The organism is Arthrobacter globiformis, assembly GCF_030815865.1.
Lineage (GTDB): Bacteria > Actinomycetota > Actinomycetes > Actinomycetales > Micrococcaceae > Arthrobacter > Arthrobacter globiformis_B.
Window position 1 is genome coordinate 4,859,750 of the sequence record NZ_JAUSXI010000001.1, and the last position, 14,330, is coordinate 4,874,079.

Annotated in this window: 13 protein-coding genes; 4 read left to right on the plus strand and 9 right to left on the minus strand. The window is 66.9% G+C overall.

The window, feature by feature from the left end; genetic code table 11:
* Positions 1 to 2: 2 nt before the first annotated feature.
* The 6 genes from QFZ33_RS22735 to glyA are packed head-to-tail and all read right to left on the minus strand — an operon-like array spanning position 3 to position 7,914.
* Positions 3 to 1,376 (minus strand): L-serine ammonia-lyase, encoded by a 1,374-nt coding sequence (locus QFZ33_RS22735; RefSeq protein WP_307031225.1) that lies wholly within the window; start codon positions 1,374 to 1,376, stop codon positions 3 to 5.
* Positions 1,376 to 2,011, minus strand: coding sequence for a sarcosine oxidase subunit gamma (locus QFZ33_RS22740; protein ID WP_307031227.1), 636 nt, complete (start codon positions 2,009 to 2,011; stop codon positions 1,376 to 1,378). Before QFZ33_RS22740 ends, QFZ33_RS22735 begins: the two co-directional genes overlap by 1 nt.
* Positions 2,004 to 4,961 carry a sarcosine oxidase subunit alpha family protein gene (locus QFZ33_RS22745; RefSeq protein WP_307031229.1) on the minus strand — a complete coding sequence of 986 codons (2,958 nt, stop codon included), beginning with the start codon at positions 4,959 to 4,961 and terminating at the stop codon, positions 2,004 to 2,006. Before QFZ33_RS22745 ends, QFZ33_RS22740 begins: the two co-directional genes overlap by 8 nt.
* Positions 4,958 to 5,329: a sarcosine oxidase subunit delta gene (locus QFZ33_RS22750; RefSeq protein ID WP_307031230.1), complete on the minus strand. Its 372-nt coding sequence runs from the start codon at positions 5,327 to 5,329 to the stop codon at positions 4,958 to 4,960. The genes QFZ33_RS22745 and QFZ33_RS22750 overlap by 4 nt, the downstream gene beginning before the upstream one ends.
* 27 nt (positions 5,330 to 5,356) lie before the next feature.
* Positions 5,357 to 6,577, minus strand: coding sequence for a sarcosine oxidase subunit beta family protein (locus QFZ33_RS22755; RefSeq protein ID WP_307031232.1), 1,221 nt, complete (start codon positions 6,575 to 6,577; stop codon positions 5,357 to 5,359).
* Positions 6,574 to 7,914, minus strand: coding sequence for a serine hydroxymethyltransferase (glyA, locus tag QFZ33_RS22760; RefSeq protein ID WP_307031234.1), 1,341 nt, complete (start codon positions 7,912 to 7,914; stop codon positions 6,574 to 6,576). The genes QFZ33_RS22755 and glyA overlap by 4 nt, the downstream gene beginning before the upstream one ends.
* Positions 7,915 to 8,058: 144 nt before the next feature.
* Between glyA and QFZ33_RS22765 the strand changes: the two genes are divergently transcribed.
* A complete protein-coding gene (locus tag QFZ33_RS22765; protein WP_307031236.1) occupies positions 8,059 to 8,730 on the plus strand; it encodes a GntR family transcriptional regulator in 672 nt (223 codons plus the stop codon).
* A 106-nt stretch (positions 8,731 to 8,836) separates the two neighbouring features.
* Here the strand turns inward: QFZ33_RS22765 and QFZ33_RS22770 are convergent, their stop codons facing one another.
* Positions 8,837 to 9,379 carry a hypothetical protein gene (locus QFZ33_RS22770; RefSeq protein WP_307031238.1) on the minus strand — a complete coding sequence of 181 codons (543 nt, stop codon included), beginning with the start codon at positions 9,377 to 9,379 and terminating at the stop codon, positions 8,837 to 8,839.
* 367 nt (positions 9,380 to 9,746) lie between these two features.
* Here QFZ33_RS22770 and QFZ33_RS22775 point away from each other — a divergent pair, with 367 nt between their 5' ends.
* On the plus strand, positions 9,747 to 10,751 hold the full coding sequence (locus QFZ33_RS22775) for an EAL domain-containing protein (RefSeq protein WP_307031240.1): 1,005 nt from the start codon (positions 9,747 to 9,749) through the stop codon (positions 10,749 to 10,751).
* A 157-nt stretch (positions 10,752 to 10,908) separates the two neighbouring features.
* On the opposite strand, the gene hxlA is transcribed toward QFZ33_RS22775, so the two are convergent.
* Together hxlA and hxlB are read right to left on the minus strand one after the other, a co-directional pair.
* Entirely contained in the window at positions 10,909 to 11,532 is a 624-nt protein-coding gene (gene hxlA, locus QFZ33_RS22780; protein ID WP_307031242.1) for a 3-hexulose-6-phosphate synthase, read from the minus strand.
* Positions 11,533 to 11,607: 75 nt separating this feature from the next.
* Entirely contained in the window at positions 11,608 to 12,225 is a 618-nt protein-coding gene (gene hxlB, locus QFZ33_RS22785; RefSeq protein WP_307031244.1) for a 6-phospho-3-hexuloisomerase, read from the minus strand.
* A 140-nt stretch (positions 12,226 to 12,365) separates the two neighbouring features.
* On the opposite strand from hxlB, the gene QFZ33_RS22790 reads away from it, so the two are divergent.
* Entirely contained in the window at positions 12,366 to 13,685 is a 1,320-nt protein-coding gene (locus tag QFZ33_RS22790) for a helix-turn-helix transcriptional regulator (protein ID WP_307031970.1), read from the plus strand.
* Between the two features lie 13 nt (positions 13,686 to 13,698).
* Positions 13,699 to 14,271, plus strand: a complete 573-nt coding sequence (locus QFZ33_RS22795; protein WP_307031246.1) for a GNAT family N-acetyltransferase — start codon at positions 13,699 to 13,701, stop codon at positions 14,269 to 14,271.
* Positions 14,272 to 14,330 lie beyond the last annotated feature (59 nt).

Sequence of the window (14,330 nt, forward strand, 5' to 3'; positions counted from 1 at the left end):
TTTCAGCACTCAATTACATTCACGGCGAGGCCTCCTCGAGAGGTTTCCTTGTACTTGGTTTTCATGTCGGCGCCGGTTTCGCGCATGGTCTTGATGGCCTTGTCCAACGACACCTTGTGGCTGCCGTCCCCGTGCAGGGCAAGGCGGGCGGCGTTGATGGCCTTGACGCTGGCGATGGCGTTGCGCTCGATGCAGGGGATCTGCACCAGCCCGCCCACGGGGTCGCAGGTCAGCCCGAGGTTGTGTTCGATCCCCACCTCGGCGGCGTTTTCCACCTGTTCGGGCGTGCCGCCCAGCACCTCGCAGAGCCCGGCGGCCGCCATGGAGCAGGCGGAGCCCACTTCGCCCTGGCAGCCCACCTCAGCACCGGAGATGGAGGCGTTGATCTTGAACAGAATCCCGACGGCGGCCGCCGCCAGCAGGAAGCGGACCACACCGTCGTCGTCCGCTCCGGGAACAAACTTCATGTAGTAGTGCAGGACTGCCGGCACGATTCCGGCCGCCCCGTTGGTGGGGGCGGTGACGATGCGGCCGCCGGCCGCATTCTCCTCGTTGACGGCCAGCGCGTAGAGGTTCACCCACTCCATGGCGCGGAGCGGATCGGTGACGCCGGTGTCCGCCGTCAGGGTCTGGAACAACGACGGCGCCCGCCGCGGAACGTTGAGCCCGCCGGGAAGGATGCCTTCCGCGGCGCAGCCGTTGTCCACGCATTCGCGCATGACGGCCCACAGCTTCAGCAGCTCCTCGCGGAGCTCCGCCTCGCTGCGCCACACCAGTTCATTGGCGAGCATCACGTCCGAGATCGACATGTTTTCGCGGCTGCAGATCTCCAGGAGCTCGTTGGCCGTGGTGAAGGGGTACGGCAGCGGGGTTTCGTCCGCCACCACCTTGGCGTTGGCGTCGGCGTCGCCGTCAACGACGAAGCCGCCGCCGATGGAGTAGAAGCTCCGTTCGCTCAGCACCGTGCCCGCGTGGTCCAGGGCGCGGAAGGTCATGCCGTTGGGGTGGGCCGGCAGCGACTTGCGCCGGTGCAGCACCACGTCCTCGTCCCAGTTGAAGTCCACCCGGTGGTCCCCGCCGATCCGCAGTTCGGCGTCCAGGGCGGCGGCTGCCACCTGGTCATCGGCGGTGGAGGTGTCCACGGTTTCCGGGTCAAGGCCCTGCAGGCCCAGCACCACGGCCTTGTCGGAGCCGTGGCCCCGGCCCGTGGCACCGAGGGACCCGAAGAGCTCCGCCTGGACCCGGGTGGTGGAGCTTAGCAGCCCGCCACCCTTGAGCCCGTCGGCGAACTGCTTCGCCGCCCGCATCGGGCCGACCGTGTGTGACGACGACGGCCCGATGCCAACAGAAAACAGGTCCAGCGCGCTGAGCGCCATTAGGGCACCTCGGGGGAAGCGAACTCCCTCATGGAATCCAGGAGCCAGCGGCCCAGGTAGTCCGCGAACGAGGCGCGGGGGAACAGCCGGAAGCTCTCCTCCCCGGTCTTGAACAGGACCACCGGGATGTTGCCGACCTCGGTGTTCAGGGCGGTGCCGGGCTTGAGGGTGCGCGGGTGCAGGTCCAGGGCGCAGCCCTTCTCCAGCACTGCACGGGCCCGCGGGCCGGACAGCTCAAAAGTGGTGCGGTTGGCGGACAGGTCCACCACCTGCCCGGCGGCGTCGCCCAGGGCCGACTTCAGGGAACCGATCAGGTCCCCGCCCAGTGAGTCGTGGGCGTCTTCCGGCGCCACGACCAGGAACTCCTGCGGGCCGAGCCACAGGGCGCTTACCCGGTCCGTGCCGCGGACTTCGCCGCACCGCGTCGGCAGGCCGCCGGTGACGGAACCGATCCTGGTGCCGGCCTCGGAGCCGAGGTCAACCCGGACGCCGGCCATGGTCTGGAACGGGCCCTCTTTGAGGGTGACTGTTCCCTGCACGGACCCGGTGTCGAATGCTTCGGCCAGGTGTGAAGCTGGGCTGCGGCGGATTTCCCGGAGTCCATTGATGCCTGTGAAAGCTGCGGTGTTAGCCATCTTTGCGGGTCCCTTCGGGGTCAAACAGTACGGTTTCTGCGACAACAACGTCCACGAGCTGGTCGCCTGCAGCAGCCACGAGGGTTTCGCCGATCCGGTTGCGGCCGTTCTTGATCAGGGCCAGGCCGAACGACCTGCCCAGTGCTGCGCTGTGGTAGCTGGAGGTTACGAAGCCTTCCATGGGAACCGGGCCGTAGGCGGGGTTGGTGGAGCGGCCCTTTTCCACGAGCTGGGTTCCTTCCGGCAACCGCAGCGAGCCGTCCACCGGCAGGACGCTGACCAGGTGCTTGCGGTCATCGCGGTGCTGGTCGATGCGGGAGTAGGAACGCTTGCCGATGAAGTCCTTGGCCTTGGAGACGATCCATTCCATGCCGGCATCCTGCGGGGTGACGGTGCCGTCGGTGTCCTGCCCGACGATCGGGTAGCCCTTCTCGGCGCGCAGCACGTGCATGGTCTCGGTGCCGTAGGGGGTGATGTTGAATTCGGCGCCGGCCGCTGCCACGGATTCCCAGGTGTTCAGCCCGTACCAGGACGGCACGTTGATTTCGTAGGCCAGTTCACCGGAGAACGAGATCCGGCAGATGCGGGCCTTCACGCCGGACGCGAGGGTGGTTTCGCGGAAGGTCATGAACGGGAACGCCTCGGCGTCCAGGCCGCCGTTGGCGGCCAGTTCCGGGGCAACCTTGGCGATGACGTCGCGGGACTTGGGCCCGACGACGGCGATCGTGCTCCACTGTTCGGTCACCGAGGTGCAGTGCACGTCGAGTTCCGGCCATTCGGTCTGCAGCCATTCCTCCAGCCAGTCCAGCACCTTGGCGGCGCCGCCGGTGGTGGTGGTCATGAAGTAAGTTTCCTCGTCCAGGCGCAGGGTCACGCCGTCGTCGAAGATCATGCCGTCCGAGAGGCACATGACGCCGTAGCGGGCGGAACCCGGGGCCAGCTTCTTGAACGCGTTGGTGTAGATCCGGTTCAGGAACTCGCCGGCGTCCTTGCCACGGATCTCGATCTTGCCGAGGGTGGTGGCGTCCATGAAGCCCACGGAGTCGCGGACGGCTGCGCACTCGCGGAGCACCGCTTCGTCCATGTCCTCGCCGTTCTGCGGGTAGTACCAGGGCCGCTTCCACTGCCCGACGTCCTCGAACAGTGCGCCCTGGGCGACGTGCCACGGGTGGATCGAGGTGACGCGGGCGGGGTCGAACAGCTCGCCGCGCTGGCGTCCGGCCAGTGCTGCGAAGGCCACCGGCGTGAACGGTGCACGGTAGGTGGTGGTGCCGATGTCGCCGATGCCACGGGAGGCCTCGCCGGCCTGGCGGAGTGCCGCGGCGATGACGCCGATGGCGTTCACGCCGGACGTCTTGCCCTGGTCGTTGGCGGTGCTGATGGAGGTGTAGCGCTTGATGTGCTCGACGGACCGCATGCCGGCGCCGGTGGAGCGCAGGACGTCGGCCACGGACTGGTCACGCTGGAAGTCGACGAAGTGGTGGTGCCAGTCATCGGGGGTTCCGGTCTGGCCGGGGACCAGCCACAGCTGGCGGGTCGGGGCGGATGCCTTCGGCTCCGAAAAGACCAGAGGTTCCACGCCTGCGTCAGAATTTTCAGGCTCGAAGCCTGCAGCGATGGCTGCCGAAACGCCGGCCGAGATGCCCTCGGCCAGGCAGTCAGCGAGTTCGAAGCTGCCGCGGCCGGAGCCGATGGTCTGCTGGTTCGGAACCACGGTGGCCGGCACGAAGGCCGCGAGCTCCTCGTCCCAGCGCAGCTTGCCCTGGCGCTGGGAGTGGAGGTGCACCAGCGGGCTCCAGCCGCCGGACACTGCCAGCAGGTCGGCGGCGATTTCTTCGATGCCCGAGGTGAGTTCGCCGTCGTCGTTAATGCTGCGGACGGTGACGCTGTTCAGCCGGCCGTCTGCATCAGCAGCGGTGTTGGCGACCGCGCTGCCGATCAGCACCCGGGTGCCGGCTTCGACGGCGGCGGAAGCCACCGGAGTGAGGCTGGAACGGGCGTCGACGACGGCCGCGACCTTGACGCCGGCGGCACGCAGGTCCGAAGCCAGGGCGTAGGCGCTGTCGTTGGTGGTGCTGATGACCACGCGCTGCCCTGCGGCCACGGCGTAGCGGTTCAGGTAGCTGCGGACCGCCGAGGCGAGCATGATGCCCGGGCGGTCGTTGTTTTCGAACACCAGCGGACGCTCGTGGGCGCCGGGGGCCAGGACAACCTGGCTGGCACGGATGTGCCAAATACGCTGGCGGGAGACACCGGCGGCGGCCGGGCTGGAGAGGTGGTCGGTGCGGTTCTGGACCGCGATGACGTAGTTGGCGTCGTAGGCGCCGAATGCGGTGGTGCGGTTCAGCACGGTGCTTTCGGCGCCGGAAACCAGCTCAGCTTCGACGTCGGCAACCCATTCCAGGGCGGGCTTGCCCTCGATGGTTTCCGCCAGTTCGGGGGCGGTGGACCCGGACAGCAGCGACCCGCCGAGTTCGGGCTGGTCGTCCATGAGGATGACGCGGGCGCCGCTGCGGACGGCTTCGCGGGCAGCGGCCAGGCCGGCGGGGCCGCCGCCGATGACCAGGACGTCGGCGTGGACGTACTTCTTGTCGTACTCGGCGCGGTCATCGGCCGGGTCCAGCTTGCCCAGGCCGTTCAGGAAGCCGGCCTTCAGGCCGTCCACCAGGGAAACGGTGGTGGCGGGGAGCATGGACTCGGCAACGTCGCCGGGGAAGCGGGCCTCGATCCGGACCAGGGCGTTGGGCTCTTCCACGCCGGCTGCCAGGATGCCGCGGGCGCGGTCCTCGTAGAGGGAGTTGCCGGCGGCGACGCGGCCGTTGGCCAGCAGCGCGGAGGCCAGGGTGTCGCCCGGGTGTCCGGTGAATTCCTCGCCGTCCACGGTGAAGCGCCAGGAGATGCTGCGGTCGATGCGGCCGCCGGTGCTGAGGCGCGCGTTCTGGGAGGTCACTTGGTCGCTCCTTCCGGGGCGGTGCTGGGGCTGAGGGGGGTGGTGCTGGCGGCGCCGGTGCTTGCGGTGCCGGTGTCAGCTGCCGGGGGGAAGGGCGCGGCGGGCCGCGGCACCCCCATCGGGTAGACGGCCTGGATGTCGTACGTGACCGTGTCGCGGAGCATGTTGAACCACTGCCGGCAGCCGGTGCTGTGCAGCCAGCGCTCGGCAAAGGTGCCCTTGGTGTTGTCGCGGTAGAACAGGTACTCGGCCCATTCGCGATCGGTGAGGTCGTTGGGGTTCTCGGGGTACGGCACGTGGGCCTGGCCGCCGTAGTGGAACTCGGTCTCGTCGCGCGAGCCGCAATTGGGGCAGGAGATGAGCAGCATGTGCGTCTTCTTTCTTGTGGACGGCGGCTAGTGGGCGACGGCGGCAGCGCCGTGTTCGTCGATCAGGGCACCGGTTTCGAAGCGCTCCAAGGCAAAGGGCTTGTTGAGCTTGTGCGGTGCGCCGGTGGCGATGGTGTGCGCGAAGGTCAGGCCGGCAGCCGGCGTGCCCTTGAAGCCGCCGGTTCCCCAGCCGCAGTTGACGAACATGTTGTCCACCGGGGTGGTGCCCACGATCGGCGAGGCATCCAGCGTGGTGTCCACGATGCCGCCCCAGGTCCGGAGCACGTGTGCCCGGGCAAAGATCGGGAACAGCTCGACGGCGGCCGCCATCTGGTGCTCGATCACGTGGAAGGAGCCGCGCTGGCCGTAGCCGTTGTAGGAGTCGACGCCGGCGCCCATGACCAGTTCGCCCTTGTGTGCCTGGGAGACGTACACGTGGACGTGGTTGGACATGACGACCGTGGGGTGGACTGGTTCGTGGAGTTCGGACACCAGTGCCTGCAGCGGGTGGGACTGGATGGGGAGCCGGAAGCCGGCCATTTCCGCCAGGACCGAGCTGTGCCCGGCGGCGCAGAGGCCCACCTTCTCGGTGTTTATCGTGCCGCGGTTGGTCTTGACGCCCACTACGCGGTTGCCATCTTTGACGAAGCCGGTGACTTCGCAGTTCTGGATGATGTCCACACCCAGTTCGTCGCACTTGCGGGCGAAGGCCCAGGCGACGTGGTCGTGCTTGGCAATGCCGGCACGGGGCTGGTAGGTGGCGCCCATGACCGGGTAGCGGATGTTGTCATTGATGTTCAGGATGGGGCAGAGTTCCTTGACCTGCTGCGGGTCCAGCCATTCAGCGTCCACGCCGTTGAGCTTGTTGGCGCCCACGCGTCGCATGCTTTCGCGCACGTCCCCCAGGGTGTGGGCCAGGTTCATCACGCCGCGCTGGCTGAAGAGGAAGTCGTACTCCAGCTCTTCGGGCAGGATTTCCCAGAGCTTGAGGGCGTGCTCGTAGATGGCGGCGCTCTCGTCCCAGAGGTAGTTGGAACGGATGATGGTGGTGTTGCGGGCCATGTTGCCGCCGGCCAGCCAGCCCTTCTCCAGAACGGCGATGTTGGTCATGCCGTGGTTCTTGGCCAGGAAGTACGCGGTTGCCAGGCCGTGCCCGCCGCCGCCGACGATCACGGCGTCATACGAGGACTTGGGCTCCGGGTTGTGCCACAGAAAATCCGGGTGCTCGGGGAGCTGTTGGGTGCTCACTGGGCTGCTCCAATCATGTCTGCTTCGAACGCGGCAATCTGGGTGCCGTCGCTGAGGTGGGGGTAGAGGGGGAACTGCCCGGCGAGCGCGGTGACGCGTGCGCGGAGTTCGACGGCGGTGCCGTCGTCGAGCGTGCCGCTGCCGGCCGCTGCGATGAGCGCCGTCGCGATGATGTCCGCTACTTCTGTGAATGCCGTGGCACCGAAGCCTCGGGTGGCCAGGGCGGGGGTGCCGATCCGCAGGCCGGAGGAAACCATCGGCGGGCGGGGGTCGAACGGAACGGCGTTGCGGTTAACCGTGATGCCGATCTTGTGCAGCGCGTCCTCTGCCTGCTGGCCGTCCAGTTCGGAGTTCCGCAGGTCAACGAGGACCAGGTGCACATCGGTGCCGCCATTGACCACCGTAATGCCGGCGGCTTCGAGATCAGGCTGCAGGAAGCGTTCGGCCAGCAGCTTGGCGCCCTCCAGGACGCGCTCCTGGCGCTCCTTGAATCCGGGCGTTGCTGCCAACTTGAAGGCCACGGCCTTTGCGGCGATGACGTGCTCCAGCGGGCCGCCCTGCTGGCCCGGGAAGACTGCGCTGTTGATCTTCTTGGCGTACTGCTCCTTGGCGAGGATAACGCCGCCGCGGGGTCCGCCCAGGGTCTTGTGCGTGGTAGTGGTGACGACGTCGGCGTACGGCACCGGGTTGGGGTGGAGGCCGGCGGCGACGAGGCCGGCGAAGTGGGCCATGTCCACCATCAGGTAGGCACCCACGAGGTCGGCGATCCGGCGGAACTCGGCGAAGTCGAGCTGGCGGGAGTAAGCGGACCAGCCGGCCACGATGAGCTTGGGCTTGTGCTCCAGGGCCAGGGCCTCGACCTCGGCCATGTCCACCCGGAGGTCGGATTCGCGCACGTGGTACGGAACCACGTTGTAGAGCTTGCCCGAGAAGTTGAGCTTCATGCCGTGGGTGAGGTGGCCGCCATGGGCCAGGGAAAGACCGAGGATGGTGTCCCCAGGGTTCAGTAGCGCGAACATGGCGGCGGCGTTGGCCTGCGCGCCGGAGTGCGGCTGGACGTTGGCGAACTCGGCGCCGAACAGTGCCTTCACGCGGTCAATGGCCAGCTGCTCGACGACGTCGACGTGCTCGCAGCCGCCGTAGTAGCGCTTGCCCGGGTAGCCCTCGGCGTACTTGTTGGTGAGGACCGAACCCTGCGCCTCCATGACGGCCGAAGGAGCGAAGTTCTCCGAGGCGATCATTTCCAGCGTGGACTGCTGGCGGTCCAGCTCGCGGGCGACGGCTTGCTGGATCTCGGGATCGACTACGGAAAGTCGGTCGTTCAACTGCTCAACCACGAATGCTCCTTATGAAATACCACTTTGCTTATGACTGATATATCAGTGTGAGGTCAATGGTATGATTGGGCTCACAACAGAGTCAATAGCAGGAAGCAAAATGACAGTTCGCTTCCGCTTGGAGCCCATGAACGGAGTCCCGCTGTGAATGCTCTTCCCGCCATGCCACCCGCCGAGGACGAGGCGCTGTCCCAAGCCGAGTCTGCGTACCGGCAGCTGCGCGACAAGCTGATCATGCTGGACATCCGGCCGGGCGAGCCCATCAATGACGGCCAGCTGGCGGCAGAACTCGGCTTTGGGCGTACACCCGTGCGTGAGGCCATCAAGCGGCTGGAGGTGGACCACCTGGTGGTCTCCTACCCCCGCCGGGGAACATTCGCCACCAGCGTGGACTTCACAGAGCTGGCCGACGTCTCGGAGATCCGGGAGCTGCTTGAACCGCTCGCAGCGCGCCGGGCTGCCAAGCGGGCGAACACCGCCATGCGCGAGGAACTTTTGGACGTCGCGAAGGCCATCTCGGAGCTGGCGCCCACCCCCGCCCAGTCGCGCGAGCTCATGCGCTACGACCTGACGGTGCACCGCCTGATCTACCGCGCGGCGGCCAACCCGCACCTCGAGGACACCCTGATCCGTTATGACAACCTGGCCACGCGCATCTGGTGCCTGGTCCTGGACAAGGTCCCCTCGGTGAGCGGCCACATCAGCGAGCACGTAGACCTGCTCAAGGCCGTGGCCGAGGGGGACGCGGACAAGGCAGGCGAGCTCGCACTGCACCACGTCACGAGCTTCGAGGAGACCATCCGCAAGGTGCTGTAGGCAGCAGGACATGCGGGAGCGTTTGGGGAACGAGGAATCCCCCGGGGCTTTCCCGGGGGATTCCTTGGTTCATCGATGACAGCTTCGCTGTCTCGTGGACCGGTTTCTAGTGGCCGCCGCCTCCGATCACGCCCTTTTCGACGGCCTTCGTCACCGCGTCGGCTTCGGTCTGGGTCAGGGTGCCGTCCTTGACGGCCGCGTCCAGCTTGGTCTTCAAGGCTGCCGCGCGCTCCGCCTGGCCTGCGGCGCGGATTTCCGTCAGTGCCGCGGTGACCTTGGATTCGTCGACGCCGAGGGCCGTCGCCAGGGACTTGGCCATTGCGGCGTCCTGGGCGGTGCGGTCAGGCTTGGTGCCCTCGGTCGGCGCCGTCGTCGGCTTGTTGGCCTCGCGGAACGCCCGGACCGCCGCGGTTACCTTCGCTTCGTCAAGACCCAGCTTGGTGGCAAGGTCCGCCGCGATCTGGCCGCGGTCACCACCCTTGTGGCCCCGGAAGCCGTCAGTCGATGCGCTGCTGTCCGTAGAGGTGCTCGACGTTGCGCTGGGGCTCGGAATGGTGGCCGCTGAGGCCATTCCCGTAACCCCCAGACCGGCGCCCAGTGCCAGCGCACCGGCGGTGATGCCGAGGGTGATTCTCTTGGTTCGTGACATGGTGTCTCCTTGATCGGCCGTGCGATACGGCTTTGAACGGAAGGGCATCTGTCCTAGCCCCTCACTCAAAGATCCGGCAGCAGCTTAGGGCGCCGCTGTTCGGAAACTGTCAGGAGGCTGTGAACCCTGAAATCTGCGAAACCGACTCTTGGTACGACTGACGGAATTTTCAACCAGCGCATAGGGTTGCGGGCCCTCAGAGGCATGGTTCGCCGTCGTCCCCTTTACCAGAACCGAGCGGGCCTGTTTTTCATCTCGTCCGCACCGCTTTGGAGTAACGGCCCGAACTGCTTCAACATAAAAGACGGCCACAGCTCCGGCATCCCCTCGATCGCGGCATCAACTACCGAGGAGTAATGTGAAGGCCATGGACGAGTCGCCTCAGGACGGTGAACATACACCGGAACTGTTCCGCAACGTGGACGGAGAAACACTCCGGCGCCAGGTGCTGGAGATCATCAGCGATGTCCTGGCAGACTCAGATCCACAGAAGGCCTGGGCCAGGGAGCAACTGCTCCACCTGCTGGCGGCCCACATGGACGACCCCGAACAGGCGCTGCTGCACCACCTGATCAGCACCAGGAACGTCCCCGATTCCTCACATGAGGATGCATCGGAGGATTCTTCCGGGGACACCCCGGCCGCACCGGGAAAGAGGATGCTGCTGACGGCCTTCCAGCCCATAAGGCAACTGCCGGGCGGTGAAGTGATCGGGGTTGAGGCACTGGCACGGTTCGTCAGCCACGAAGGGACCAGCGCAGACGTCTGGTTCCGGGGAGCTGCGGCCATGGGACTGGGGCCGGACCTGGAAATCGCAGCCCTGCACCTCGCTCTTTCCGCGGCAGGAGAAATTTCGCCACACCTTTTTGTGTCCGTCAACCTCAGCCCGACCGCCTGCGCCGATCCCCGCGTTCAGGCACTGATGCTGGGAGGGACCGTCAACCCGGACAGGATGGTCATCGAAATCATGGGTGACATAACGGATCGGGACCTGACTGCCCTCACCGCGGTCCTGAGCCCGCTGCGCCAACGCGGTGTGCGTCTGGCCGTGGACGGCTCCGGACCGGCGGCCACCTCGGCGAAGCAGATCCTCCATCTGCTCCCCGACATCATCAAAGTCGACCGCGACTTCCTCGCCGGTGCCGTCGCTTCAGGACGCCAGCCAGCCCCATTCCCCTTCGTTTTCGCACTGGCCGAGCAGACCGGCGCCACGCTGTCCGCGGAAGGAATCGAGAGCCCGGAGGAACTCGCCGCCGTTGTGGAATTGGGAATCGCCAGAGGCCAGGGCTACCTGCTCGGCAGGCCCTCGGTGGATCCCCGGGACTGGGCAGCGTGGACCGGCGAAGCGGATCCGGCGGAGGACCGCGGATAAAACAGTGCGGCCGGGCCGAGGATATCTTCGAGCCCCGGCACAGCAGCAGGCCGGTGTTCGGAGGAAGGCATCACTTTTCCTGCCAGCTGGTTGGGCGCACCGAAACTCACCTAAATACGGCTCGTTTCGGCACGCCCGCCCTGCAGCCGGGCCGGACTTAGATGATCGCTGCGCGCAGTTCCTTGGCGGCCAGCTCCGGGTCAGCGGCGCTGTAGATGGCACCGCCGGCGACGGCCACATCGGCGCCCGCCCGCTGGACGGCTTCGATCGTGGAGAGGTTCACGCCACCGGCGACCGAGAACGGGACGCGGGCTTCCTCACCGGCGCTCAGCAGCACGTTCAGGTTGTAGCCGGGCTGGGCCTGCTCGTCCAGGCCGGCGTGCATCTCGACGAACTTGGCGCCCAGGGCGCGGACTTCCTTGGCGCGGGTCACCTTGTCCTTGATGCCGATCAGGTCCACAACGACGCCCTTGCCGTGGGCCTTGGCTGCCTTGACGGCACCGGCGATGGTGGAGTCGTCGGCGGCGCCCAGCACGGTGATCAGGTCGGCGCCGGCCTTGAAGGCGATGTCGGCTTCGAGTTCGCCGGCGTCCATCGTCTTGAGGTCCGCGAAAACGATCTTGTCCGGGTGGGCGTTCTTGATGGCGGTAATGGCGGAAAGCCCTTCGCTCTTCACCAGGGGCGTGCCGAGCTCGATGATGTCCACGTGCTCGGCGACCTTGCTGGCAAGTTCGAGGGCGGCTTCGGTGGTGAGGAGGTCGATTGCGACTTGCAGTTTCATGTGTTTTTTCCTTGATTTGAGAGGGTTTTTGGTGAATTGGTGGCGTTAGGGGCTAGCTGGGTTCGGAGCCGCGGGCTACTCGAGGTTTGCGTGGCGCAGCCAGAGGTCTTCCGCAGCTGCGGCATCCTCATCCCAGAGGCTTTGGAACACTGCCTCGGTGGTGATGAACAGCACCTGCTCGAACAGGCTCCCTGAGTACTGGCGCGAGACGGCTGACCCGTGATCTGTCTTCTGGACTCCCGGAATTACGACGACGGCGGACGCCGACTCCGCGAGCGGGGAACCGGGGTTCGTGGTGTAGACGGCCACCCGCGCGCCCTGGCCGGCGGCGGTCTGGGCTGCCTTCACGACGCTTGACGTCGTGCCGGAGCCGGAGGCGGCGAGCAGCACATCTCCTGTGCGGATGGCGGGTGCGGTGGTCTCGCCCACCACATGCACTGTCAGCCCCAGGTGCATGAGCCTCATGGCAGCCATCTTCAGGACGAGGCCGCTGCGGCCGGCGCCTGTGACGAAGATCCGTTCTGCGTCCTTGATTTCCGACGCCAGGGCGGCAACCTGCTCCGGATCCACCCGGGCGGCGGTCCGCTGGATCTCATCCAGGACCAGGAGCTGGTTCCTGGTGACCGATGCTGCCGGAACTGCGGTGGACGTTCCTGCCGGCGCGGCGGGAACGGTGTCGGTGATGACACTCAAGGGTTACCTCCTTCGGGACGATGTTGCCTTTCCATCTTCGGACGCTAAACGGGTGGGCGCCACGGCATGATCGGACGGTTCGACCCACCCAAAGGGATAGGCATCGCCACGGATTCCAATACAATGGACGGGTGTCCGCTATCACCGAAGCCCCCGCCCCTCTCCCCGCGCCCGAGACCGCCGGAGATCTGTTGCCCGTGCTTGAGGCGATCGCCCGGCTGTCCGCCGCTCCCCTGTCCCAGATTGCCCAGCGCTTGCACCAGGCCACCCTCCCCTACCTGCGGAGCAGCGCCCTGGTGATCTTTACCGAAGACTGCACGGGCCGGCCGCAGAAGAAGTCCGGCGACGAGGCCATCATCAGCCAGGTGTCCATCGCCGAACTGGACGCCATCCGGGCGACACTTTCAGGGAGCGAAACGTGGCATGGCGGGACACTGATCGGCGGGCGGGAGCGCCCTGTCCTTGCCCTCCCCTCGCCCACAAATGCGCTTCTGGTTCTGGTCGATCCCCAGCCGGTGGCGGGCGAAGCCGGTGCGGGACTTTCCGGGCAGGAAGTTCCGGTGCCATGGCTGGTCCGCTACCTGTGGACCCTCGCGGCCGAGCGTATCCGCGAAAAGGTGGCGGATGCGCCGCCGTCGTACCTCATCGAATCCCGGGCGGCGTCCGCCGAACGGGTCAGGGTGACGGCGGAGTTGGTGGACCGGCATTCGACGACGCTGGAGACCCTGCTCGCCGCGCTGCGCTCCCCCTCCCTGGCTGACGAGGTGGCACGGAAGTCCGCCACGGACGTCGCCGCCAAGGCCCTGGTGGAACTGCGGACGCTAAACGACCGCACCACCGAACTCGTCGAAGAACCTGTTGCCACGGCGTTCCAGCGCCTCCGTGAGGATCTTCGCCCGCTCATGCACTTCAGCGGCATCGACGTCCAGTTCATCGAGCCGCCGGTCAATGGCAGGGCACTTCCCGGGGAAGTTGCGCATGCTGCCCGCGCCATCGTCAGGGGCCTCGTGCTCGCAATGGTTGAACAGCCGGACGTGCGGCGCATCCGCACCCAGTGGGATTGCGACGGCGAGAACCTCCTCATCAACGTCCGCGATGACGGCCTGGGGAGTCTTTCCGCCGAGGCCCCCAGCATCGCCCGCCTGGCGCAACGGGTGGAAGTCCTGGACGGCCGGATGACGATTGACCTGATGCAGGGGTGGGGTGCCGACGTCGCCGTCACCCTTCCGCTGGACCCGCCCGGGCGCAAGCTGCCCGACGTCGCCGCCTGGAACCTGGGCGACCGCGAACTCGAGGTCCTGCAGCTGCTCGCGGCCGGGCAGCGGAACCGGGCGATCGCGGCCAAGCTGCACGTCAGCGAGAACACCGTGAAGTTCCACCTCCGCAACATCTACCGCAAGCTCGGCGCCACGTCGCGCACCGAGGCGATCGCCTTGGCGCATAGCAACGGCCTGCGCTAAGGAAACTGGCGGCATGGCGATCGAAGTTCGTCCGGCAACGCAGTTTGAAGACGTGAAAGCGGTGTTGGGGCCCAAGCGGCCCGATGCGACCGTGTGCTGGTGCCTGAGCTACCGCATCCCGTCAAAGCAGAACGTTGAGCTGCACGGCACTGCCCGCGGGGAGCTGGTTCAGGAACTGCTCACGCAGGATCCGCCACCTGGGGTGCTGGCGTACGACGGCGGCGAGGTAGTTGGGTGGGCGGGCGTCCATCCGCGCGCCGACACCAGCTTCGCCCGCAACCGCCGGATCCCCCACGTGGACGATCTGGACGTGTGGTCGGTGTGGTGCATCCGGGTCCGGCCGGGGTACCGGGGAAGGGGAATCTCCCATCGGCTGCTGCAGGGCGCCGTCGACTATGCGCGCTCCTACGGCGCGCCCGCCATCGAGGGTTATCCGGTGGACAACGAGGGCAAGAAGGTGGACCTCACCATGGCCTACGTGGGCACCCGCAAACTCTTCGAGGAGGCCGGTTTCGCCAAGGCCGCCGACACCGGCTCCGTCCTCAACGGCTTCCCGCGGATACTCATGCGGCTTGAGCTGCGCTGATTGAGCCGCCCGACGCCGTGACCGGGCTTAACGCGATGTCGGCCCCGTCACACTTCCCG